Origin of the sequence: Cobetia sp. Ld8 (assembly GCF_045066615.1) — a bacterium.
Classification (GTDB): domain Bacteria; phylum Pseudomonadota; class Gammaproteobacteria; order Pseudomonadales; family Halomonadaceae; genus Cobetia; species Cobetia amphilecti.
In genome coordinates, this window is record NZ_JBISHF010000007.1 from 1,415,925 (window position 1) to 1,440,823 (window position 24,899).

Consider the following 24,899-nt stretch of genomic DNA (forward strand, 5'->3'; position numbering starts at 1 on the left):
CGTCTTCCCTTCCAATACCTTGAGCGCTCTCTGGGTATTTTCCCCCAACCTCCCCCCTTCTGCGTCCCACCAAATTCGCCCAATGGCGCTCCCCTAGAGTGGAATCTGATAGGTACGACTTGACTGCGAATACACGTCATTGAGCCGTATCGACGCTCCCCGGGAATTACTTCATAATCGCAACGCTGATGATAATGATATGCAACTGCTGGTGATGTGAACTCCTGTGCAAAAGTCAGCATCTCCCCATCGCTATCGCTGTCCCTCCACTTCTCAACGAGCACACCATGAAGCCCTTTCTCACCACGGCCACCTGCGGCCTGTTACTAGCAGTCAGCAGCAGCGTCTCTGCCGAAGCCATCACTTTGACCGACATCGCTGGCCGTCAGGTTACCGTCGATGCTCCCGTGAAGCGCATGATTCTCGGTGAAGGCCGCCAGGTCTATCTGCTGGGCGCACTGGAGCCCGAGGCTCCCTTCGACAAGGTAGTAGGCTGGCGTGAGGACTTCTCTCAAGCCGATCCGGACAACTACGCCCACTATGCCAAGCGCTTCCCCGAACTCGAGAAGATTCCGACCTTCGGCGGCTTTAAGGATGGCACCTTCGATGTCGAGCAGGCAGCAGCCCTGAAGCCGGATGTGGTGCTGATGAATCTGGAAGCCCGTCAGGCAACCGAGGACGCAGCCTATGACGACAAGCTGGCACAGCTGGACATCCCGATCGTCTATGTCGACTTCCGCGAGGATCCACTCGAGAACACCACGCCTTCCATGCGGCTGATGGGCCAGTTGCTGGGCAAGGAAGACAAGGCGGAGGCGTTCATCGCCTACACCGAAGAGCAGATGGCACGCATCACCGATGTCATCGCGAAGCAAGACCCACAGCGCCCTGACGTCTTCATTGACCGCGCCGGCGGTTACTCCGACGACTGCTGCATGAGTTTCGGGCCGGGCAACTTCGGCGAATACGTTGATCTGGCCGGCGGCCACAACATTGCCGAAGGCATCATTCCCTCCACCTTCGGCACCCTGAACCCCGAGCAGATCATCGCCGCCAATCCTGAGCATGTCGTCGTGACAGGGGGGAGCTGGAATGCCTATGTGCCGGGCGGCAAGTGGGTCGGTGTCGGCCCGGGGGCCGATCAGGGTCTCGCTCGCGAGAAGCTTCAGGCTCTGACTCAGCGCACCGCCATGACGGGCATTCAAGCCGTCGACGACGCCAACTTCCACGCCATCTGGCATCAGTTCTACAACAGCCCCTACTACTTCGTGGCGGTTCAGAAAATGGCCAAGTGGTTCCACCCGGAGCTATTTGCCGATCTTGACCCGGAAGCCACCATGCAGGAGCTGCACGAACGCTTCCTGCCCGTGGACTATGCACCTGGCTACTGGGTATCGCTGAAAGATGAATGATGTCACCTCTTCCACTCCCCTCTCGCAAGGGGGGAGTCACTACCGCGCCTCAGTGGTCAAGCGGCAGCTGATTCTAGTGTCACTGGGGTTGGCACTGTTAGTGAGCCTGTGTCTGGATCTATCGCTCGGTCCGGCACGCTTCCCTCTCGACGAGGTCATCGCGGCACTGATCTCACCGGACTCCGTCAGTAATCAGGTGCGTGTCATCCTGTGGGAGATCCGCATGCCCGTCGCGCTGATGGCGCTTGTGGTCGGTGCCAGCCTGTCGGTGGCTGGCGCCCAGATGCAGACCATCCTGAGCAACCCCCTAGCAAGCCCCTTCACTCTGGGCATCTCGGCAGGCGCAAGCTTTGGTGCAGCATTGGGACTCGCCTTCGGTGTCGCGATCATCCCGGCGGCCCTCGACTATGTCGTGCCGATCAATGCGTTCGTCATGGCCATGATCACGGCCTTCTTCATCCACGCCTTGAGCATGAAGCGTGGTGTGACGATCGAGACCATCGTGCTGCTCGGCATTGCCATGGTCTTCATCTTCAATTCGCTGATGGCCCTGATCCAGTTCTTCGCCAGCCAGCAAGCCGTGGCCGCCGTGGTCTTCTGGACCATGGGCAGCCTGACCAAGGCCACCTGGCCCAAGTTCTGGGTCTCACTCGGCGTTCTGGCGATCGTGCTGCCGCTGCTGGCACGTCATGGCTGGGCACTGACGGCCATGCGTCTGGGAGACACCAAGGCGGAAAGCATGGGCGTCAAGCCCAAGGCGCTGCGCCTGGAAGTGCTGGTGCTGGTCTCGCTACTGGCTGCCATTGCCGTGGCCTTCGTTGGCACCATCGGCTTCATCGGTCTGGTAGGGCCTCACATCGCGCGACTGCTGCTGGGGGAAGACCAACGCTTCTTCGTACCCGGCTCTGCCCTGTGCGGGGCGCTGATTCTCTCGATCGGCTCGGTGCTATCGAAGATCATCCTGCCGGGGACGGTGATCCCGATCGGTATCATCACCTCACTGGTCGGCATTCCCTTCTTCCTGTTCCTCATCCTGCGACAGAAGTCATCCTCATGGTAACGCTCACACTTGATCGCTTGTCCGCCCACTATGGTCGCCGCCAGATTCTGGCGGAGGTCACGACGCCCTGCTTTGAAGGGGGCCAGGTGGTGGCCTTGCTGGGGCCCAACGCCGCCGGCAAGTCGACCTTGTTCCGGCGTATCCTCGGGTTGATCGACGGCGGTGGGGAGGCACGCGTCGAGGGCGCGACTCGTCAGCGCCCCATCGGCTACATGCCACAGGACACCGGCGTCAATGCCGTGCTGACGGTCTATGAATCGGTACTACTGGCGCGCATGCAGGGGCGCAGCCTGAAGGTTCAGCCTGAGGACATGGCCGAGGTGGAGCGCGCGCTGGACGATCTGGGAATCAGCGCGCTTGGCGAGCGGGATATAGGTGATCTGAGCGGGGGGCAGCGCCAGTTGGTGGGTGCCGCCCAGGCGCTGGTGCAGTCACCGGAGATCCTGCTGCTGGATGAGCCAACCTCCGCACTGGATCTGCACCGTCAGCTGCAGCTGTTGACCATTCTGCGCCGCCTCGCCCGCGAGCGAGGCATGCTGATCATTGCCGCCTTGCACGACCTGGGCCAGGCACTGCGCTTCACGGACCAGGCCATGCTGCTTCAGAACGGCCGCCTCATCGCCAGCGGCCCGACCGCTGAGGTGGTCACTCCGGAGCGGCTGCGAGAGGTCTATCGCGTGGCTGCCCGCATCGAGCCCTGCTCCCAAGGGCAGCCACAGCTCATCGTCGAAGAGGCCATTTGATCTGACGCCCTTCGAAGGCGGCCAGCCCTGCTCCTGCCAGCATCAGGGGCAGGGCAAACAGGAAGCCGCTCGAGATGGGAGCATGGAAGATCAGCAGGTCCGCCAGAATCGGCCAGAGCAACGCGACATACTCGAAGGGTGCCAGGCGGGACGCCTCAGCGTAACGCAATGCCAGTGTCATGCAGATATGCGCGGCACCCCCGAACAATCCCGACAGCACCAACAGTCCCAACGCCTCCTGGGAAAGCGGCGCCCACCCCATCGGTAGCGTTGCCAGGCCTGCCAAGGCCGAGACCAGGATGAAGTAGAAGGCGATCGCCCCGGCCGTCTCGGTACGCGAGATACGCCTCACCGTCAGCAACGCACCAGTCGTCAGCAGTGCCGAGAGTACCCCCAGCACGTAGCCGGTCACATTGCCGGTACTGCTCTCGAGGTTCAGCGACGGCAGAATCAGCACCAATACTCCCGCCAAGGCCAACCCCAGCGCCAACGCCCGCTGGCGACTGAACCGCTCCCCCAGCAATATCACACCGCCCACGGCCATCATGACCGGGGTCAGCTGTGCCAGTAGCGTCGCCTCCGAAATGGGCAGCAAGGCAACCGCCGCAAAGGAGGCAAACATCGCGGCCGCACCAAAACCGGAGCGCAGCAGATGCCCTCCCGGTCGACGGGTCGCCAGACCACGCGGGAACTCCTTGCGCCACATCATGAAGATCATGATCGGAATCAAGGCAAAGGCCGAACGAAAGAACACCGTCTGCCCCACTTCCACCGCCTCGCTGACCGCCTTCACACACACCATCATGCCGGTGAACAACACACCGGACAGCAACCTGAGAACAATTCCGGCCAAGGGCCGATCCACCAACTCCGTCATGACTGTCGATTCGCTACGCGGCTGAAAGAAAGGCAGCATTCTCCCGATTCCCTCGATCGAATGCCATGACAACGTGCCACGCCAGAGGCGAATTTTCGCGATATTGAGGACAACTTCGAATAGACGCCTCTTTTCCCGCTGGGTGATATTTACGACCTCTCTTTCATCTGCTAGATTTGGTTTATCGAGGCAAAATCCTCGGTCGGGTTTGGCGACTCGAAATCATCCAAGGCGCACAAGCGCCCCAGACCATGGTTGGCGCTTTTTTTGTGGCTGCCATGCGTTATGGCGGTCGTGCGCGGGAGACCTCCGGGTCTGCCGGTTTCTTGGATGCCGGTTCGCCAACCCGTGTACGGCCGCCCCCATCACTGTTTGGCGACAGCGGGAGCGGCTCCCATATCCAAGGAGCTTCAACCATGGTCATTCAGACTACGGCATCTCCGCGTAGCCCCGATCTGCCCACCCCCTATGGCGGCTATCCCGATCCCCCTTCCCAAGACTGTCGTGCACGTATCGCTTGCGACTGCAGCGAGGTGCTGTCATGACCTCGAATTCTTCTCACACCACACCAACACCCTCATCTACTCCTCATGTGCCCTCTGCTACGGGCAAGACAATAGCTGGGTCTACCAAGACGCCTGAGACTTCAGCGTCACCTGATGACTCGTCATCTGCTGCCATTTCAGAAAGTCAACATCGCTCTCCTCCCCCTCACACCCCGAGCTCTTCAACTTTCCAAGATTCCTCGACTGCGGCAGCTTATCGGCGAGGACAGCTGATCAAACAGCACTTCCAACAGTGGCTTCAAGTACTGAAGGATAAGCCGACCCATTTCACAAAAGTCAGCTGCCGTAACGAGCTGATGAAACACCCAGAGTTGGCGGGCTACAAGCCCATTATTGTCCTGCAGCGTGTCGGTGACCTGATCGACCGCCTAGTCATTGATGGTCACGTTGTGCAATCCGACACCATCGGCAAGCGTCGTCGCGTCTATCAACTCATCGATAGCACTTCGGAGGGCCCTAATGGCACCTCACTGCCAAGTAATCGGCAGGATATCGCCACGTCGAAAACCGATGACACATCGCACCTGTCACTCGATGAAGCACTGCAGGAACAACGTCGAGTCTTGAAAAAATCCATGCGGGCCGCGAAGGCGGAAGCCGAGCACCTCTATCAGTTGGCAAAGAACTATCCAGAAGCGAAATCCGACATCGTTCCACTTCAGGAAGATGCGATTCAGCGCGCCTGTGAACTTCAGGGACAACTATCCGCCGTGCTAGCGCTCTCTGCAAAACGCCATGCTGGAGGTGCATTATGACGCCGCGTCAGATCAATCGATTACTGCCCTCTCTGACAAGCCCGACACTCAGAGCCTGGCAAGCGCGTTGTATTGAGACAGCGCTTCAACGCCTTTCGGATCAGCAGCCCCATTTCCTGTGCCAGGCCACCCCGGGTGCAGGCAAGATGCTGATGGCAGCCGTCCTGACTGAGGAGCTGATTCTCAACGGGAGCATTGAGCACGTCATCTATCTCGGCCCCACCTCCGCCGTGGTAGAGCGTGCACGTGAGACGTTTTCGCAAATTCTGGGGCGCCCCATGCAGGGCCGGCTGGGGGATGTCGGTATCGCACTGACCTATCAAGCGCTCAGCTTCCGCCTGGAGGAGCTCAAGCAACTCTGTCGCCAAGGACGTGTCCTGCTGGTCTGGGACGAAAGCCACCATGCCGCCGGCGCAACAGCATGCGCCGCAAAAAACGCCTACACCAGCTCGGCAGCCACCGGCGCCAATCAGTGGGGATTGGCGCTCTTGGCATTGGAGCGCGATGTTCGCTTTACCCTCGCCTTGTCAGGCACTCCTTGGCGCACTGATGGCAGCTGTCTCCCCATGCTGCGTTATATGGCGCCGAGTCATGAAGTCGCCACGACATCCGAGCAAGCGGTGCCAACACTGACATCGGCTGACAGTGACCGCCTCGCGCTGATCCCAGACTTCACTTATCCCCTGCGTGATGCCATCCAGGATGATGTCTGCCGTACTCCCCAGATATACCTGATAGATAACGACGACATACGCCTGGTGGCAGAACAGCAGGCGCAGCGTGAGACACTGTATTACCAAAGCATCCCGGCCTTGTTACGTCATCCCGGGGTGCATTACGCCGCCTTGCTGCGTCACCCGGGGCCTCAGCAGCATTTGCTGGACATCAGCTGCCAACGCTTGCGACAGCTTCAGGAGAAAGACCCGACCGCCGCAGGATTGGTGGTGGCATCCAATATTTCTCATGCAGAAGACATCGCCGATTGTCTGAAACAGATGGGGCAGACGGTGTGCCTAGTAACCAGCCAGACGGAAGGAGCGCACGCACGACTTGAGGCGTTTCGCTACGGCCATACCTCGTGGGTTGTCTCTGTCAACATGGTCAGTGAAGGGATCGACATTCCCCGCCTGCAAGTATGTTGCTACCTCAGCCACGTCAGAACCGAGCAGTATTTTCGCCAGGTACTGGGCCGAATCATTCGGCGTCGACATGCACAGGATGATGCGTGCTATTTCTATGCGCTCAACGAAAGCACGTTACGGCACTACGCCTACCGGCTGTTTGACGACTTGCCCGACGAGCATGCTGCGATCCAACTGGATCCCTTCTCTTACCCGACAGTACCCGCCCCAAACGTCTATCCAGCCAATGATTCGATAGGCTCCAACGATCCTGGCACAAGCGGTGAACTCCCCACGATTGAAATGAATGGCGCGCTACATGCTCAGGCCCCCATGAGTGAGTGTGTGAGCCTGTCAGAGGGAATACGAGAGATAACTCTCGATCTGGCAAATGATGTGGCGTTCTCCAACGCCTTCTTGGCGCGCCTGGTATCGCTCTGACCACAGGCAGCGATTCGGCTGCACCGCCTGCACGACCAGGCAGATGATTTCACTTTTTTTCAGCCCCACACCAGAGATAACACACACATATCATTCACTTGCTAGTGGTATCCCTCCAATGACCCTAAGCATGCGTGACTCTCGACTTTCCATGCCTTCTGAGGCATGCATTTCGGGTTGGCTGATTTACGAAGAGTGATAGCGTGAAATTGGTTGGCCGCCTCACAAGCGCATGTCGGCCATCATTCCAACTTTTCGACATCGATGGAGACCCCTCATGATGTCCAGACCACCGACAGGCATTCACCCGCCTCAAAGACGAAGACATCAGGCAATGCAAGTGATCCCCTATCAGGGAAACCAGGACTCTCTGCCGGGACTTTGCCTGACGGTCTCGGCACGAAAGCTGATCATGGCAAGCCTTGCACCGAGTACCATCCAAGCCTTCCAAAGCGACATACGGATGTTTCTCAGACGTGGCGGCACCCTCCCCAGCACCGACACGGAGATTGCCAACTACCTCACCCGGTGTTTCGAGGACGGTTATAAACCGAATACGCTCAAGCGACAGCTGTGCTCGTTACGGCGTTGGCACCTTGTCATGAATTGCCCCACCCTGGGCAATGAGCAAATGATCAAGGGGGTCATGCGCGGCTGTGCACGCCTCAATGAAGTGCCGGTGAAACGTGCACCAGCCTTGATGAGAGATGATCTGCATCAGCTGCTGAATAGCCTGGATTTGAGCGAGTTGCGAGATCTGCGCGACGCCGCCATGTTCTGCCTGACGTTCTATGGAGCATTTCGTTACAGCGAAGTCCTCAACCTTCGTGTCGAGCACCTCACATGGGATACACGAGGCGTGTTGGTCAGGCTCTCCCGCAGCAAGACCAATCAAGAAGGACGACATGAAGTCAAAGCCATTCACCATGCGGATACCTCGCTCCCCTACTGCCCCGTCAATCTCCTGTATCGCTGGCTGGAAGCCGCCCATATCCAGAGAGGTGCGGTATTTCGCAGCGTCTCGCTGGGCGGCAGGCCAGGAGGCTCGAAACTCTCTCGAACTGCCTTTCAGAATGCGTTGATCAGGGGGCTTGAGCGGTCAAACCTGGCTTCACGCGGATTCAGCACACATAGCATGCGTGCTGGCCTGATCACTGAAGCTCATCTGAGGGGGAAGAGCCTGGAGCAGATACAACGCGTGACAGGTCACAGACATCTCAGCACCTTGACGGAGTACATTCGGGTCGCAGACCCCTTCGAAAACAGCGCCAACGACTTTTGATGAACATGAGCAGCATATTACCGTTCAATAATCGATGAATTGACAAAAGCAATTGCTCGAGGCGTCGTAATATAAAACATCTACCAAGTTTGACGTCAAAAATCCCTAATGCTCTCGAAACGGTCGATTTTGACGGTTAAAAGATACCTTAGATTCTTGCCACTTGAGTTATGCTATTAGTACACACTGATTCAGCTTGGATATATCAGGAGGCGGCACTCCCAGAGATATCGTTCTACAGGTCGGGTGTATTACTCGACTGATCATCACTACTCAAAGTTACTCGCGTTTGCTGGACATGAACTCGACGAATGATTCTCTCATACGTCTCGGCCCCCCTTTGCCTATCGTTGGAGTCATCAATATGCCAGATGCTACCTATACACCGTCACTAGTGAAAATCAGCGCTGAAAAGACGCTTGTCATCTATCAGCGAGTACTCGAGGTGGACACCGCCGAGCTTATGAACGAGGAGCATGCTTTTCGACCAACGGTCGCGACAGAGAGCCTGCCCCTAGCGCCTGTCCGCTTCCGCAGCAACGTTCAGTCGACTCACACTTCCGAGGAGTTCGTGAATTTTCATGTCATCAAAGCCATCGTATCCACACAGAAAGTGCCCGTCTCACAAAGTGTATTTTGCATCGAGATCGATATCGGCAGACTCAACGAAGATGAAGTCCAGGTGGTGAGATTCTATTACCAGGTGCTACAGCCTCTGCTCGAGCTTGGCTGGGAATGGATCAATATCCACAAACTACATACCACTGGCGATTTCAAAATGAACGATAAAAAAATATGGAACTATATACTCAGAAACTTCATTAGTGATAAAAGATTACAATACGCATGGAGCAATGTAGTCACTCAACAAAACTTGCCAATAACACACAAGCAAATCTCATCAATGTTCAAGCATCGCTATTCCACTGACTCGATTAGAAAGTTTATGAACACAATAATGGATAGCGCTAATAAAAGTCAAAGTAATGCATCTAAAGATAGAAATATAGCAAACGGCGCCACTGTCGCTAAAACAAGTAAGAAGAACACCCATAGCAAAAGAAAAGATAATAGGAAGCAGCAACCAGATATCAATAAGAAAAGCAACGCTAAAGAAAAAAGCAAGCACTCGAATAACAAGGAGGAAACCGACTCGAATCCGCAAATGGGACTTGCACTTCCAAGTTCGCTTGACTGATAAACAGGAGGCTTTCACGTGAGTGAACACCAACTACCTGACCAAATATTGGCTAATTACGACCTCAATGCGATCGGGTCCCGCTGGCCCCTTGTACCGGAGTGGCTCAAGAGGAGCCTCCCACCCTTGATTGCCTCAGAATATCGCCTCAGTGCTCGCCTCTTTGCCGCCGATTACTCGGAGCCAGACCTTGTGCCCCAAGTAGAAGAGTTTCTAGAAAGCCAATTTTTTATGGAAGATGAGTCACATCGAAATCATAGAATGTCTCACTGCCTTCATTACACGGTGAACTACCGATTTACATCGCTCACTGATCCTCGCGTAAGCAGTATCCGAAAGCTGCTTAGACTGATTTTTTGTCAGCCTCGTCGTACTGTAAGACGTGGCTCTGCCATCAAATATTACACCCAGATACTTGAGCTTAGAAAGACGCTTAAGCGGCTACTTAACTGGGGCGACCTGGATGATATTCAAAACAGTTTCCCCAGACCCATTCCCCCTACCCTGGGAGAGCAGTTAGTTCCTCCTCCGGAGCATTTTTCCGATGCTGATTTGGAGCTGCTCGAACAGTTTCTTCATGCCTATGATACAGCAACTGATCGTCCATCGGAGCATCCCAACCATCTGCGCAATAAGAAAGCGACACGCGCTTTGCTTGACGAAATTTATCAGTCGAGCCAGCTCACTCGTAGCCCAATAAGAAAACAGCATAGAGCTCGAAATGAAAATCAAAAAAGACGTCAACATGTCGATACCATTCTTCGTGATTCGCCGCTTTGGGCCAGTGACAAATCTTACAAAATTCATGCTGAATATACCGACTATCGCTCCCTTGACAGGTCAATCCAAGCACTTGACCATGCCTTAATAGAGGATGATGAAGAGCTCACGGATGGCAATGAATATCAGAATGAATCATCATCTAATGATCTGAACCAAAGCAGTATCTCACCCCTCGACCCAGTGAAAGAGCTATTCCATAACACGCTGCTTTCACAAGGCGATCAGGCGCTTCACCTTGAGAGCGTACAGCTCTTGCAACAGGCCCGCAGTCTCAAGACATCTGCAGACATCAGCCTACGCCCACAAGAAGAGGTTCTAGCAGCTTTACGTATCTTCCAGCCACCGAAAGATGAGGAATTTCTCATAGAATCTGAGAGTGCTATTGCAAACCGACAAGCCTTGGCATTTCTTAGCATTCTACTTTGCAGTGGAATAGCACCTGAGCGCTTGCTGCAGACGACGGTAATCTCCCGATCCCCCAAGCTGCCCCTCAATAGCGACAGCAATCGTGAGTGGATCATCTGCCAGACGCTGGATCAAATTCCCAGCTGGTCACCGGAGGAGGGGCTACTCCACTACTCTGTCAACAAGGCACCTACCGAAACCATCATCACGTTGCCCTTGCCCAACGCTCTCAATCACTCACTCATGGCCGAAAAGGTATGGCTACCCGGCGCCCAGCCTTTCAAAGCACTGAAATCAATAATCGAGAAAAAACTCAAGCGCTGGGGGGATAATCGCCCGGGAAGTACCCTGACGTTGAGGCGCGTGTCTGCCAGTCATCATCATTGGGTGGTGCCTGCCTGTGAAGATGAAGTGATCGCGACCTGGTTGCGAGGCGAGCTCCCGCTCTCACTCTCTGCCCCGGCAACGTATCGAACGATACCTCTGCACAAGATTCAGAAGGCTTTTCTCTCGGCTCAAGCTGTGCTTGGCCTATTTCCCTTATTAGAAGAGGACTGTCGTACATCTCGCGAAGATCACACCGTGGGATCCACAAAAGCCCAGGAGACGAGCTATTTCAAACGTCCGCTTCATTTGCTGACGCAACTTACCAAGAACCACGCCATGCTGGTTACCTCATTGATTACCTCACAAGGGAATCGTAGTAACGACTTACGGGCAGTCGGCGAAGCCATTGCCCGGCAAGGTCAGATACTGGGAGCGCTGACCTTACTTGCATGGCAGCTCTGCACCTTGGCTCGCCCAATTGGATCCAAAACCCAATGTGAGCAGCTGGAAAATACGCTCTGGCTACGCGACAAGGATTCGGCTCGGGCACAGGAAAGCCGCCAAATTCCACTTGTCCCTGCCCTTGGCGCATTGCTCCGGCTTCAGCATGAGTGGCGGGAGGAATGGCAACGATGGTGGAAACGCCACGGTGGCAAAGCAGACTTTCTTAGGCATGAACAAGTCGCCTACCCCGTTCAATGGAAGTTCAATGCCTCGACAATGATGTTGACGCAGCAACGCATGCAGCATGCTGACTGGCGACAGTGGCTCAAGGATCTTCCAACATTCATGCCTTCGCCTTTGGCAACTGAATTGAGCCAGTGGGGCCACCAGCCTTCCAATATCACGCGCCACAGCATGCTCACCGCGCTCCAATCGCGACTTTCTCACGCTGAATTTAGCGCACTCGCTGGGCACACCACCCAGGGGCACTCACTCCAATCCCCGGCCAGTGATCGGAGCCTGATTCAATCGGCGACACGAAGCGCACTAACCGATATCGCCAGACTATGCGGCTTGACACCGGATCTGCTTCACAGAGACGACCTCCCATGGCCCATTGAGCACGCCGGACCAGCCATTCAAGGAGATAGAGGATGAGCGCTGTTACCACCATTGATCTTCGGAAGAAAACCGATGTACCTGCCCAGGTCACGCACCAAGAGCTTACAACTCCGAAGCTGTCTCCGATCGAGCTTTCGAAAACACTGGGTAGGATATTCCGTCGCTGGGATGATCCAGGTCATCGCCTTTTTTCCTCATCTGAAGAGCTCAGACATTTCCGCAAGAATGTCGCACGCTACGCCTGGCGACGGCATAAGAAAAAGGTAACCAGAGCACAGGCTAGAGCGCAAAGTGCGCCTTCCACCAAGCCGTCTCGCGCTCGACACAATGCCACACGCTTGAACCAGCGAGCTGTACAAGCCTTGATTCGCAACGCCATCCAGCTTGCCAAGGAAGCTGAACTCGACTTCAGCTCCCGAAAGGTCACCAAGGAAGTCGCGCTTGTACTGACTCATCTCAACCGAGAGCCTGACTTCGAGGCTACGATTCCGACCAGTATCAAACGCCCGGTCAGACCCTCATCCGCGGCTACCTCATCACGAGATATCAAGGTTCAGCGACGGGTGCTGGATTCAGTACGCGCCCTGCAGCGCATTCCCGCCAACCAATGTACGCCAGAGCAGTCTCTTCTCTTCCTGGCCTTGAGCATGGGTACCCTGCTGGGGATGGAGGAAGAAGTGATTCGCCATACCTTGCTGAACTTGAGCTCAGAGCATCTGCCACGCCTGAACACCAAGCGCGGTCCCCACCATTGGTTCATCGGCTGCCTGCCAGGGTTATCTCGAACACATCCAGCCCATTACCGGCTAAAAATCCCGAATCATCTCAGAAGGCTACTCAGGGCTTGCCGTCAGTCCCCTGTCCCATCACCAGCCACCTCCTCCCAGCAAGCAGATGTATGGTGGTTCTCCTCGGATGCTACGCTGGATCTGAACAGTCCATTGGAAGCACGAGCTACCCATCTGGACCAGCTCTTGGTCACCGGTCTGTCACAGCTACTAGATAGCCAGGCATCACGCAGGACTGGTTCCTCCGCTTCGCTGAAGAATGCCCGATCATTGCTTCGTCATGCCTTCCGGTGCACGACATTATTGGGCCCTGCGCCCCTCTGGTCACAGCTGCTTCGACGCTATCCCCTGCCAGTGTGTAGCTGGCGTTCTCCTTGGCAACATGACGAAAGCCTCTTTTTTTCGGCGGCATCCCGCCCTACCTCCGGTACGTCAAGCGCTTCCGGCGCCATGGATGCCTCTGAACCGGAAGACATCGAGACCGATCTTCACACCCCTGAACTTCTTATGGGAGGAGGCGACAGGAGCAACGAATCGTCACCATCTACCTCTTCCCGATACCGGCAGGATCAACTATCAACAGACTGGTATGTGAAAGCAGGCAACCAACTATATGCGTATATCACCGAACTGGAGCATGAAGGTCTGATAACCCCCAGAGGGGAATCTGCGATCCAGCGGCATGACGCCATTACGTCTCGCTACGCGAAGAAGCTGATACACATGCTGGGCGAAGACAGCTACCCACTCTGGATACTGCTATGGCTGTCTTATCAATCGAGCACTCAAGGCAACAAAGCCAGCACGCTCAGGACTTACCTGAGTCGACTGACGCCCACCTCCTTGATGATGTTGCCCGATATCCCATGGTTGACGCTCTGGGATGGAGAACTGATGGAGGCGATCAGCGAACAGCTACCGACTCAGAAAGGCTGGGACACTTCGACGTCCCACAACTTCTTCCAGACGTTCAATCAGTTCATCAGCTTCTGCCAAGGTAACGATCGATTAACGGGTATCCCCCCCGTACAGGGTGAGGGAGGTCGCTTCATCAGTACATTGCGTACACATCTGATCATGCCGCACGAAGCGGAACATCTGACCCGAGCGCTCTCCCGAAGACGGAGTGGATTACGGCGCAGCTGGCTGATCGCCTTCCTGCTTGGCTACTACGGGGGCCTGCGAGCTGGAGAAGTCATGGCATTGACACTACATGACGTCATCATCAATCAGCCAGGAGAGGACGGCCCCACCTACTGTTACGTAGAAATCCATGCTGGCAAGACTGCAAATGCTCGGCGCAGCGTTCCTCTTCATCTTCTGATATCCCCAGAGTTGATGACGCTGGTGAGAGAGTGGATTGATAGACGCCGAGAGTCCTTTGCTGGCCAGCAGCGTTTGAAGAACATTGCCTTGCTGGGGCCAGAAAGCTCTCCGCTGGGCTATTCAAGAGAGAGCCTGCTGACCCCGCTCATGGCATGGGCCCGGGAGTCTCTCCGCGGTGCTCTCACACCCGGATTGGAGCTGGAGGACATCCACTTCGACTTTCATCTCTTGAGGCACAATGCAATCTCGTGGCTCGTACTGCGCCTCTACAGCGACGACTACCCTCAGCTTCTGGATCGTCTTTCCTCCGCCTGCCGAGGGCATTGGTCCTTCACTCCTGCAGCACAGGCGAACTGCCGCCGAGCGGTCTACGACGTACTGGAAAAAGATGCCAAGGCACGAGGTCACCGTCTCGAGTTACTCGCCAAGTTGATCGGGCACCGCAACTCTCAAACACTGACATATCACTACACGCACGTGCTGGGTGAGATACATGGTGAGGTACTTCTAGAGCTGATGAAGCGACGCTGAAGGCGAAGGCCGCATACTCGCATACTGGCTGTCGCCTATCGAAGCCGAAGCGCAGGTGGTCGACGGGCTAGAGATAGCCCAACCCCGATGCATCACCCTCCATCACTTGCGGTGTTGCACTCAGAGTCCACCTGCGCCATCTCACGCCCGGCGGTCGGAATGAATCAGGAGGTGCAGTAGGCCGTCCGAGTCTGTACACACGGATGGGGCATTAGCAGTTCATGCGTGGTGCGATGATCTCCTTGATACTTTGAAAGACTGATCGCCCCAAATTGTCCTTAAAGAGAAAAATCAAAGCGCTCACAGCTCGCATACTAACCATTTTCCCTGCAGGGAAAATTTATGGTTAGCTTCGCTATGTCTGGCTAATTATCCCTATAGGGATAATTTTCTGGATTCATAGAATAATTGCAGCACTTGTTCCCTAAATCCAAGCATCACACCGCCTGTGTTGCACGACACTCCGGATAGGCCGAGCATCCCCAGAACTGTTGGCCCTCTCGCGCACCGGCCTTGACAGTGCGCAGCACCATCCGGCTGCCGCATTTCGGGCATTCACGTCTCGCCTGTGGTTCATTGCGCTGTTTGAGATGCTGTACATGGGCACGCTGCGTCGCCCGAGTCGGTGCCAGACGCCCTGTCAGCAGCGCCTCGTGCATGGCCTCGACCTGCGCCTCGCTGAAGACGGGGGTCTTAAACGACTGTACGAAGGGAACGAAGTCAGTGCCGCGCGTCACGTTGGACGGCATCTCACCTTTGAGCCTGGCCCTGCCGATGAAGATGATCACCGAATGCAGGTGTTCGAATGGCACGCCAAGCGTCGTCTCCAGCGCCTTGAGGTGACGGTAGTTCTGACGTAGCGGGTTCTGGAAGCTGAACGATTGGCGAGGAAACTGCTGGGTCCAGTTCGCCTCATGCTCACTGCCGAAGATCCAGCCCTTCATGTTCTTGGTTTCCAACACGAAGCAGCCGTAACGCGACAGCAGCACATGATCGATCTGGGTAGTGCCGTTCGTGGTATTGAGGGTGACATTGTGCAAGGCCCGATAGCCCTGCTTGCCGAGTCGGCGCGCCATCCAGCGCACCCGCCACTCGCCGATGCGACCTTTCATGCGGGGAGACTTGAGATAACGACTGACGCAGGAGGCCAGCACGAGGCATAGCAGTACACTCATCACCGACGCGATGTTCGATGGGACAACCACTGTCATGACTCCTGGTGCAGCCTGTACGGAAAGGAATCAAGCGGGGTGATTCGTCCAACCGAGAGTACTGAGTCGTGATGAAAGAGCGATAAGGCTGCGGCGCGCTTGCGGCAGGCCAATGCAGATGAACACTGACCGCGCCCGATGGCTGGGCGCGGTGCAGCAAGCGCAGGATTCTAATGACTGACCAGCGATCAAGCCACTGTTTTCATTAACTTATTGGGCATTAAACAGCGATGAAACGAATTCATTGACCGGGTCTGGCAAGAGATCCTGAGGATGATCCCCTCCCATGGTGGCCAGCCCACTCTTGCCCTTGGCTATCGCGGTGGCTTCCGTGGTATTCGTCGCAACGTCTATCACCTGCATCTTGACCTCGACTCGGTCAGGCTTGCCCGACCACTCAGTGGCCCTATCCTCCCAGTGCAAGATAGTGGGATAGACCAGATAGAGAGCGCCAGCCTCCATAGCAGCTTCCCACGCATCGTCTCTTGACTGCGTTGAGTTGCCGTAATTCACGCTATCTACGTGCTTGAGAAACGCGCCTTGAATTATCTGAGCGGTCGTCATGCCAGAGCCGGTATAACGCTGAGAGCCATAAACACCATCTCTTGGCACTGATACATAGATAGTGTCAGAGGAATCCAGGGAAAATGTCGGTGAACCAGCCGACTTCGTGAGCTGATGGCTATCCGCACATGCCGCTAACAGCAACATTGCCGAGAATAATGACAGCGCTCTTATCATTTTTCGCATCTTGTCATCTCCGTCCGAGTTGGAGTTATCAAGCTATAGCTCATGTTAAACATGCGGTGATTTGGATCAGCGGGTCAAGCCAGGGCTGCTAGCCTGGTGCCCTGAGTGGCATCACTACGCCTCCAGCGTGACCTTGTCGGCATCAAACGCCAGTCGCCCGGCGATCGCCTGCATTTCCTCGATAGGATGATCGTAACTCCAGGCGATATCGGGCAGATCCGGTAGCGAGTAATAGGTGCTGTCGCCCTTGAAGGGACAATGGGTGACGGTGTGAGAGACCGAGAGCTTCGCGATCGCCACATCGGCGCGCGGCAAGTAGAGCCTCGGCGGATAGCCCTTCTCGCGCAATTCCAGCGCGGGGCCGGTGTCAGCGATCACTGTCTTACCGACCAGGATTCGCACCCGCGAGGATAGCGGGTGCAGCGTGATACGCGGTTCTGGTTGGTCGGCCATGAACACTCCTTTACAGGTTGGCAGATGAAAGCGGCAGATGAAGGCACTTGGCAGCGAGTCATGAAGGACTTCAGCCCATCACGCACCATCATCCTTGGCGAGCCGAAAGCCAGAGAACGCCCAGCGCGCCTCGGGCGGGAAGAAGTTGCGATAGGTCGCGCGGATATGATCGGCAGGCGTGGCGCAGCAACCCCCGCGGAGCACCATCTGACCGGACATGAACTTGCCGTTGTACTCCCCCAAGCTGCCCGGCAGTTTGCGAAAGCCCGGATACGGAAGATAGGCACTGCCCGTCCACTCCCAGACATCGCCGAACATCTGACCCGGCGTGCCTTCGGCTCTCGCGGCCGCGACTGGCTGCAGATGATCCTGATCGACGAAGTTGCCCGTAAGTGGGACATCCTGACCGACTGTCTCCCACTCGGCCTCGGTGGGCAGGCGCGCGCCCGCCCACTGGGCGTAGGCATCGGCCTCGAAGAAGCTGACATGGCAGACCGGCGCGCTCAGATCCACCGGCACCAAGCCACCCAGCGTGTAGTGATGCCAGACGCCGTCGCGCTCGACCCAGTAAAGCGGCGCCCGCCAGCCTTCCGCCTTGACCGTCGCCCAGCCATCCGCCAGCCAGTGCTCGGGGGTGGCGTATCCGCCGCCCTGCATAAACTCGAGAAACTCGCCGTTGGTCACCGGACGGTCGGCCATCTGGAACGCTTCGACGAACTGACGGTGACAACCCATCTCGTTGTCGTAGGCGAAGCCGCCTCTGGATGCGTCATGGCCGATATCGCGAATCCCGGCAGGATAGGCCAGCCAGCCGAGCGGCGGCACTTTCTGCGCAGATGTCGGTGCCAATCCCGGAGTCAGATCATCTCGATAGGCCGGACACAGCGGGTTCTGCGCCAGGATGTGCTTGATGTCCATCAACAGCAGCTCCTGATGCTGCTGCTCATGAGGCAGCCCCAGCTCCAGGCGGCGAAGAATCTCGGGCAGATGTTCCCGTGGCGGATTCTCAAGCAGCGCCTGCATGGCCTGATCGACGTGCGCGCGATAGCGATAGACATCGTCGACGGTCGGGCGCGAGATCGTGCCACGCTCGGCGCGCGGGAACGGTACGCCATGGGTCTCGTAGTAGGAGTTGAAGAGGTGGTCGTAGGCGGGGTCGAGCGTCTGATAGTCCGGCTGAAACGGCTTCAGGATGAAGGCTTCGAAGAACCAGGTGACATGGGCGATGTGCCACTTGGGCGGGCTGACATCTGCCATACTCTGCACCATGTAGTCTTCCTTGTGCAGCGGCGCACAGATCGCCTCGGTGGCGGCGCGTACCCGCTGGTACGCGCGTAGCCACTCCTTGGCATGCAGGCTATCGGGTCTTTCGATGACGGTGTCATGGGCAGATGACATGATGGCTTCCTTTGCGAGTCTGGTTCTCTCCCTGAAACGTGATCGGACAGGCTTGGACGGCCAGCACGGCTGACACGCCTCCCCTGCCCCATCAACGCTTGGCCGGGATGATGTCCCCACCCTATCACTCGTGCGGCTGATGCCAACTCTTCAAGGGCTCTGGTCTTTCCTCTGAAACTAGGTCTGCACCTTGATCTCCCCCTGATCTGATCTGCCCTGATCTGCCCTGGCCTTCACTTCGCCGTAACGCACGTCCCGCTGCAAGTGTCTTGCCTGAGCGCGCCAGCCTCAGTTCTGCATCGGGATGTTCTCTTCCCAACGAAAGCCGATACCGCCGCCCTGCCATACACCATTCTCCAGCGGGCTGGGGCCATGGATATCCACCTGCAGCGGCAGGCCGAAGCCAGGTGCCAGATCCTGAGTGCCACGCACGGTACTGCGATGCATGATCCGCAGGCCTTGCTCCTGTGCCGGCAAGTGCGCGCCGGGCGCGGCCCGATGGGCCACCGCCAGGTTATCGATGAACACGCAGTCGTTTTCCTGGTACTCGAAGTCGAGGGCGTAACCCTCGGTGAAACCGGCATTCAGGATGGCGTTGTACTCACGGCAGAGCTGCGTCAGCTCTTCGGCGGTCAGCAGCCGGAAGGCTTCCTGGTCGGGTAGCTTCTCGATCACTGCGCCGGTCATGCCCAGATGAAGCCAGATGCACTTGCGACCGGTGATGGGGTGTTCGTGTACCACAGGATGTACGGCCCCGGAGGAGGAATTCACTGAAGCAAGACGGCGCCAGAAAGCCTGACGCTCGGCAGACAAGGCGTCATGGGCCGCACCCTGATGGGCAAAGCAGGTACCGCCGCCTTTCTCGGCCGGACGGATGATGTGGTAGCCCGAGTGCGAAAACGTATCGGTATTGAAGCTGCCGTCGTTATGCCATTGCGGCCCGACACCGGGGATGCCGTGACGGCGATCGTTCGACAGCCGGAAGATGTGCCGGTTGCCATCGGGCGTGGCCGGATGCATCCCATGGGTACTGTGCAGCTCCTTGCCGCCCCACCAGCAGCTGGCGCGCAGAAAGTCATCGGCCTCCAGGGGCGTATCGCGCTTGAAGACCAGGAAGCCGCGCTCGGCCATGATCTGCTCCAGCGCCTCAAGCACTGGCGCGGTCGGCGCGTCCTGAGCGGATAGATCGATCCCCCGCACCTCGGCGCCAATCGGCTCCAGCGGAGTGATGCTGCCGCCGAATTGCTCGATGACAGCTACCTGTGCCGGGTCGAACGGAACGCCCGGTGCTGACTCGGCTACCTCAGTGCGTGTTGGATTCGCCATGACACTGACCTCCTGTCGCGGCTCCCACGCTGGCGAGACGCTGATGTGTCATCAGGCCGCGCTATCGCTGCGCGACGACACTCGCGGCTCACAGACTCTCAGCGTGGGATGAATGTATCAGCATTCTCGCAAACACATTTCCATGCGCCAAACCCCAGCCCATCTCATCCCGTACGCCGCGAGTGGCCCATCAGGGTGACGCAGGTCAATCACATCACTCGTATTTCTTCTGCCAACTCTTCACGGCGATCCGCTCCTTGAGCAGATCCAGCATGTCGATCAGCACCTGCTCGGTGATCTGCTCCGTCCTCGGGTCAGTGCGCGACCAGGCATCGAAACCACTCTCTGCCAGATGCCCCACTAATGCCGAGAACTCCTTGGAGCGCAGGCCGACGAGCGCTTCATCGACGAGATGGCAGGCCAGATCCGACAGCGAACTTTCCAGCCCTTTCGTCAGCTGAGTGCCCATGGGCAGGCGCGAGACACGCTGGAGCTCCGGACTCTCGGCGAGGGTGCGGCTGACCAGCCCCCGCACATAGCGCAGGGTATCGTCGCGATTCTGGGTGTAGACGTCCCCCGCCATGGTCTCGAGGCGCTGGGTAATTTCACGGATCAAGGCCTGCTTGCGAGGCTCCACGACACGCTCGATCACCGAAGATGAGAGATCATCGCTGTCGCGCAACTGCTGCTGGACGTTATCGAGCATGCGCAGGGAAATACGGTCCGTCAGCTCCTCCAGCAGGATATCGAGATACTTGGCCGCCACGCCGTAGACGTACCAGCGGCGAACATCGATCAAGCCGAGACGTTGCAGGCGGAACAACAGCGAGATCACACGCAACACACGCAACAGGCGGAAGCCACTCAGCGGGATACACCCCAGCACGTCATACCAGTGCACGAAGGGATAGAAGAACCAACGGTGATAACGCCGCTCCGCAATGGCCACTGCCCACCCCGCCAGCACATCGAGCAGGAAGACGGCGACGAACGCCAGGTCGATGGAGAGGAAATTGGCGTGGATGTTCTGCTCATAGGCCTCATGCAACCCGGGTGTCACGGCCTCGAAGGCCGTGTTCAGTGGTGGAATCAGGAAGAGGCTATCGAACAGCAGCAATGCCAGATTGGCGATCACGAGCACGATGATGAACAGATCCCACCACAGATGTATCCGCTCCCTGGCGGACGAGGGCGTGCGGGTGGCTGGCATGACAACTCCTTGGCGATTGTTTCAGAATGCGTAACGCGTCTTCCTGATTCAGCCTACAACGCTTCAGATGACCACGCTGGCGATGTTGCTGTTTGCGAGAGCCTCCAGCGCTCCCGGAACACAGCCCTTGAAAGCACAGCCCCGAAATCGCCGTAGACAACCTATTAGTGAGGGAGACATCCGCATGAAACAAGCGCAAGTGATGACATGGGCCGCCGTGATGAGCGCAGCACTCACCCTGGGCGGCTGCGCAGGCGCTCAATCCTCTAAGGATTATCAAGGCGTCGACGAGCCGCTGGAGAACACCTATTGGAAACTGGTGGCACTCGATGAGCAGCCGACACCCGTAATGGAAGGCAAGCGTGAAGCCCATATCGTCTTGCATACCCCTGACTCTTCGACACAGAACTCGCGAGTGGCTGGCTCCACCGGCTGCAATCGCCTGATGGGGGAATATCACCATGATGAGCAAGAGCTCGGCTTCGGCCGTCTGGCCACCACGCGAATGGCGTGCCCCGGTGAAGTAGCAACGCTCGAACGCGATTTCCTCGCGACACTCAATGACGTGTCGGGCTGGCAGATAGACGGCAAGACACTGACGCTGACCGATGAGCAAGGTGTGTCGCGTGCCCGCCTGGAGGCCGTTCACCTCTACTGATCCCTATCGCTGGCCGCTCAGTGCAGGGTGAAGCTGGACTGAATACTCTGCGCAACAGACCAGACACCACAACGCCGCCTCCCGTTGCCGGAAGGCGGCGTTGTGTCATGCGATCAGCCCTTGCCGTCAGCCACTGAGCTCAACCTTGCTCTCTGTGCTGACTCAATGCTGGCTCATTGCTGACTCACAGCGTGAAGCCACCATCGACGGCGATGGCCTGCCCTGTCACGTGTTCGGCCTGGGCGAGGTAGACCACCAGCTGCCCCATGTCCTCAGGTGTTTGGGCGACTCCCTGGGGCAGCAGGCTCTTCTGCAGGCGCTCCCATGCAGCGGGCTCGCTTTCGCCTTCCTGACTCCAGCGTGCCGAGAGCCCGCTCTCGCCCCGCCACATGCCGGTACCCACCACGCCCGGGCAGATCGCATTGACGGTGATGCCTTCCGCTGCCACTTCCTTGGCGACGGCATTGGTAAAGCCGATGACCGCGAACTTCGAGGCACAGTAGTGCGACAGATCAGGGAAGCCGACCTTGCCGGCCATCGAGGCCACGTTGATGATCCGCCCGACGCGGCGTGCGCGCATCACGGCGACCTCGGCCTGAGTACACAGGAAGGTACCGCGGGCGTTGACGTTCATGACGCGGTCCCACTCCTCCATCGTCAGCGCGTCGATGGAATGGATGCCGATGATGCCGGCATTATTGACGGCGATATCGAGCGGGCCGAGTCCGACTTCGGCCTCCTCGATCAAGCGCCGCACGGACGCCGCATCCGCGACATCGACCTGTAGCGCCAGACACCGTCTACCCAGTGCCTCCACTTTTGCCGCCGTCTCGCGGGCGATGGCGAGATCCAGATCCGCCACCACGACATCCACGCCCGCCTTGGACAATGCCAGCGCGATCCCCTGCCCAATACCGCGCCCACCCCCTGTCACCAGTGCAATCCTGTCGTTCAGCTGCATGAGTCGTCTCCTGAATCTCTCACTGAAATCTACAAATGCTGCGCTGCTGCCATGGCGCTGGCACACGGTCCAGCGCCACTGGCCTCAGCTCAGGTGGTGGACTTCCTGAAGGCCGTAGACCGGCGTCGGGATACCCTCGAGCCGCGCCTTGAGCTGCAGCGCCAGATACTGGGAATAGTGGCGGGACTGGTGCAGGTTGCCGCCGTGGAACCATAACGCCTGCTGCTGGGTCGGCTTCCACATGTTGCGCAGCTCGCCCTCCCAGGGCCCGGGGTCCTTGAGCGTATCGGAGCCCATGCCCCAGCATTTGCCGACCTTGTCGGCGACGTCCTGCGAGATGATTCGTGCCGCCCAACCGTTCATCGAGCCGTAGCCGGTGGCATAGACGATCAGATCAGCGGGCAACTCCGAGCCGTCCGTCAGAGTGACCGAGCGCGGATTGATGCGCTCGATGCCGACGCCACTGCGCAACTTGATGTCACCATTGGCGACCAGATCACAGGCGCCCACATCGATGTAGTAGCCGGAGCCGCGGCGCAGATATTTCAGGAACAGGCCCGAGTCGTCATCGCCGAAATCGAGCAGGAAGCCTGCCGCCTCCAGCCGACGATAGTAGTCCGCATCACGCTTGCGGATCGCCTCGAAGATCGGGCGCTGGAAGTCAGGCAGTATCCGGTAGGGGATCGAGGCAAAGATCAAATCCGCCTTGTGGTGATCGATGCCATTTTGCACCGCCTGCTCGGAATAGAGCGGCCCCAGCGCCTCTTCCATCAGCGAGTTGGACTTCACCACATGCGTGGAGGAGCGCTGCAGCATCGTCACATCCGCGTCGTGCTCCCACAGCGCGGCGCAGATATCGTGAGCGGAATTGTTGGCGCCCACCACGACCACCTTCTTGCCACGATAGGCGTCCGGCCCCGGATGCTGACTGGAGTGTTGCTGCTCGCCTTCGAAGGACTCGGCCCCCGGGAAGTGCGGCACGTTAGGCATGCCCGACATGCCCGTGGCCAGCACCAACTGCTTGGGACGCAGGGTCACGGGCTTGCCGTCGCGTACCACCTCGACCACCCACTCGCCGCTCGCCTCATCGAACTGCGCACTTTCACAAGCCGTGGAGTTCCAGTAATTGAGCTCCATGATCTTGGTATACATCTCCAGCCAGTCCGCGACCTTGTCCTTGGGGGCGAACACAGGCCAGTTTGCTGGGAAGGGAATGTAGGGCATGTGGTCGTACCACACCGGATCATGCAGACACAGGGACTTGTAGCGATTGCGCCAGGCATCGCCCGCGCGCGGATTCTTGTCGATCACGATGGTTGGCACATCCATCTGTCTGAGCCTTGCGGCCAGCCCGATGCCGCCCTGACCGCCACCGATAATCACGCAATACGGCTGGCGCTCGTAGCCCAGCTCGGCCTCTTCGCGCTGACGCGACTCAAGCCAGGTCTCACGCTGCTTGTTGGCACCATGCTCGGCGCCCTTGGGGCGTTGCATGCCCAGCGGCTCCGGGAATTCCTTGAGTTCGCGCATGGCAGTCAACAGCGTCCAGCAGCGCCCCTCCTTCAGGCGCAACAAGCCCTTGCCGCGTGCATCTGCGGTCTCGAAGGTGAACCAGGCTTCGACGATGCCGCCGGCCTCACTGGCCTCGCCATCCAGTTGCCAGCGAGAGGGAGCGACATGCTCAAGGGTCGCCGCGAGCATCGACTGGATCTCGTCCTTGCCCTCCGACGTCTTGAGATTCCAGGTGAAGGCGATCAAATCGCGCCAGTAGCATTCCTCGCCAAACAACGAGAGAACCCGGGCGATATCGCGCTGAGTCAGGGAGGACTCGAAATCATCGAGCCATTGCTGAGCGATCTGAGTTGGCGTGCGTGCGGTCATGGCGTTTCTCCGCGTGTTGTTGGATGTTGTAGTCACGCCTTCCATCCAAGGCATCAAGCATGCCAGCTTTGTCATGCACGACTGACAAAGCTCGTAAGCACTTGTCGTGAATGACAAAAATTCGCCACTACCGCGCCACCAACCTCCTCGCCTCGCCGGGCTCTCCACCTTCCTTGTGACAACTGTACGCCGTACGCCTGACACGGGGCGTTACACCTGTAACGCCCCGACCAAGGATGCAGGGCAGGGTGATTGACGCTCCCGCCACACCGCATACGCTTGAAGGAGCACACGCCGCTTTTGCTATGGACGCTGTTGTGACAACCGCGATTGCCACTTTCACAAGAGCCATCGCCACTTGCACGAGAGCC

At 57.7% G+C, this 24,899-nt stretch carries 19 protein-coding genes; 10 read left to right on the top strand and 9 right to left on the bottom strand.

Annotated features, from left to right (window positions below):
• The first annotated feature begins 287 nt into the window (after positions 1 to 287).
• Genes ACJJV2_RS10720 through ACJJV2_RS10730 form a run of 3 tightly spaced genes read left to right on the top strand, consistent with a single transcriptional unit; the run spans position 288 to position 3,215 of the window.
• Positions 288 to 1,412, top strand: a complete 1,125-nt coding sequence (locus ACJJV2_RS10720; RefSeq protein WP_131431751.1) for an ABC transporter substrate-binding protein — start codon at positions 288 to 290, stop codon at positions 1,410 to 1,412.
• Positions 1,405 to 2,472, top strand: a complete 1,068-nt coding sequence (locus tag ACJJV2_RS10725) for an iron ABC transporter permease (protein WP_131431750.1) — start codon at positions 1,405 to 1,407, stop codon at positions 2,470 to 2,472. Before ACJJV2_RS10720 ends, ACJJV2_RS10725 begins: the two co-directional genes overlap by 8 nt.
• Complete coding sequence (locus ACJJV2_RS10730) at positions 2,466 to 3,215, top strand: ABC transporter ATP-binding protein (protein ID WP_131431749.1); 750 nt, start codon at positions 2,466 to 2,468, stop codon at positions 3,213 to 3,215. Before ACJJV2_RS10725 ends, ACJJV2_RS10730 begins: the two co-directional genes overlap by 7 nt.
• Here the strand turns inward: ACJJV2_RS10730 and ACJJV2_RS10735 are convergent.
• Positions 3,193 to 4,092, bottom strand: a complete 900-nt coding sequence (locus tag ACJJV2_RS10735; RefSeq protein ID WP_131431748.1) for a DMT family transporter — start codon at positions 4,090 to 4,092, stop codon at positions 3,193 to 3,195. The two genes, ACJJV2_RS10730 and ACJJV2_RS10735, sit on opposite strands and share 23 nt — an antisense overlap.
• A gap of 541 nt (positions 4,093 to 4,633) precedes the next feature.
• On the opposite strand from ACJJV2_RS10735, the gene ACJJV2_RS10740 reads away from it, so the two are divergent.
• The 6 genes from ACJJV2_RS10740 (at position 4,634) to ACJJV2_RS10765 (ending at position 14,680) form a co-directional block, all read left to right on the top strand.
• The gene (locus ACJJV2_RS10740) at positions 4,634 to 5,413 is read left to right on the top strand and encodes a hypothetical protein (RefSeq protein ID WP_131431747.1); all 780 of its coding nucleotides are present in this window, start codon (positions 4,634 to 4,636) and stop codon (positions 5,411 to 5,413) included.
• The gene (locus ACJJV2_RS10745) at positions 5,410 to 6,975 is read left to right on the top strand and encodes a DEAD/DEAH box helicase (protein WP_131431746.1); all 1,566 of its coding nucleotides are present in this window, start codon (positions 5,410 to 5,412) and stop codon (positions 6,973 to 6,975) included. Before ACJJV2_RS10740 ends, ACJJV2_RS10745 begins: the two co-directional genes overlap by 4 nt.
• A 334-nt stretch (positions 6,976 to 7,309) precedes the next feature.
• Positions 7,310 to 8,257, top strand: coding sequence for a site-specific integrase (locus ACJJV2_RS10750; RefSeq protein ID WP_165873912.1), 948 nt, complete (start codon positions 7,310 to 7,312; stop codon positions 8,255 to 8,257).
• Positions 8,258 to 8,621: 364 nt separating this feature from the next.
• The gene (locus ACJJV2_RS10755; RefSeq protein ID WP_131431744.1) at positions 8,622 to 9,455 is read left to right on the top strand and encodes a hypothetical protein; all 834 of its coding nucleotides are present in this window, start codon (positions 8,622 to 8,624) and stop codon (positions 9,453 to 9,455) included.
• An 18-nt stretch (positions 9,456 to 9,473) separates the two neighbouring features.
• Complete coding sequence (locus ACJJV2_RS10760) at positions 9,474 to 12,071, top strand: hypothetical protein (protein ID WP_131431743.1); 2,598 nt, start codon at positions 9,474 to 9,476, stop codon at positions 12,069 to 12,071.
• On the top strand, positions 12,068 to 14,680 hold the full coding sequence (locus tag ACJJV2_RS10765; protein ID WP_131431742.1) for a site-specific integrase: 2,613 nt from the start codon (positions 12,068 to 12,070) through the stop codon (positions 14,678 to 14,680). The genes ACJJV2_RS10760 and ACJJV2_RS10765 overlap by 4 nt, the downstream gene beginning before the upstream one ends.
• A gap of 437 nt (positions 14,681 to 15,117) precedes the next feature.
• On the opposite strand, the gene ACJJV2_RS10770 is transcribed toward ACJJV2_RS10765, so the two are convergent.
• The 6 genes from ACJJV2_RS10770 to ACJJV2_RS10795 all read right to left on the bottom strand — a co-directional run bounded on the left by ACJJV2_RS10770 (position 15,118) and on the right by ACJJV2_RS10795 (position 21,028).
• Positions 15,118 to 15,891 (bottom strand): NERD domain-containing protein, encoded by a 774-nt coding sequence (locus ACJJV2_RS10770; RefSeq protein WP_405280643.1) that lies wholly within the window; start codon positions 15,889 to 15,891, stop codon positions 15,118 to 15,120.
• A gap of 210 nt (positions 15,892 to 16,101) precedes the next feature.
• Entirely contained in the window at positions 16,102 to 16,641 is a 540-nt protein-coding gene (locus tag ACJJV2_RS10775; RefSeq protein WP_131431741.1) for a DUF4823 domain-containing protein, read from the bottom strand.
• 114 nt (positions 16,642 to 16,755) lie between these two features.
• The gene (locus ACJJV2_RS10780; RefSeq protein WP_131431740.1) at positions 16,756 to 17,094 is read right to left on the bottom strand and encodes a DUF427 domain-containing protein; all 339 of its coding nucleotides are present in this window, start codon (positions 17,092 to 17,094) and stop codon (positions 16,756 to 16,758) included.
• Between the two features lie 78 nt (positions 17,095 to 17,172).
• Positions 17,173 to 18,492, bottom strand: coding sequence for an ergothioneine biosynthesis protein EgtB (egtB, locus tag ACJJV2_RS10785; RefSeq protein WP_131431739.1), 1,320 nt, complete (start codon positions 18,490 to 18,492; stop codon positions 17,173 to 17,175).
• 288 nt (positions 18,493 to 18,780) lie between these two features.
• Complete coding sequence (locus ACJJV2_RS10790) at positions 18,781 to 19,818, bottom strand: TauD/TfdA family dioxygenase (protein WP_131431738.1); 1,038 nt, start codon at positions 19,816 to 19,818, stop codon at positions 18,781 to 18,783.
• Between the two features lie 214 nt (positions 19,819 to 20,032).
• Complete coding sequence (locus ACJJV2_RS10795; RefSeq protein ID WP_131431737.1) at positions 20,033 to 21,028, bottom strand: ion transporter; 996 nt, start codon at positions 21,026 to 21,028, stop codon at positions 20,033 to 20,035.
• 184 nt (positions 21,029 to 21,212) lie between these two features.
• Here ACJJV2_RS10795 and ACJJV2_RS10800 point away from each other — a divergent pair, with 184 nt between their 5' ends.
• Positions 21,213 to 21,686 (top strand): META domain-containing protein, encoded by a 474-nt coding sequence (locus ACJJV2_RS10800; protein WP_286173701.1) that lies wholly within the window; start codon positions 21,213 to 21,215, stop codon positions 21,684 to 21,686.
• 184 nt (positions 21,687 to 21,870) lie between these two features.
• Here the strand turns inward: ACJJV2_RS10800 and ACJJV2_RS10805 are convergent, their stop codons facing one another.
• Both ACJJV2_RS10805 and ACJJV2_RS10810 read right to left on the bottom strand, forming a co-directional pair.
• A complete protein-coding gene (locus ACJJV2_RS10805) occupies positions 21,871 to 22,647 on the bottom strand; it encodes an SDR family NAD(P)-dependent oxidoreductase (RefSeq protein ID WP_131431736.1) in 777 nt (258 codons plus the stop codon).
• Positions 22,648 to 22,731: 84 nt separating this feature from the next.
• Positions 22,732 to 24,528, bottom strand: a complete 1,797-nt coding sequence (locus tag ACJJV2_RS10810) for an NAD(P)/FAD-dependent oxidoreductase (protein ID WP_131431735.1) — start codon at positions 24,526 to 24,528, stop codon at positions 22,732 to 22,734.
• Positions 24,529 to 24,899 lie beyond the last annotated feature (371 nt).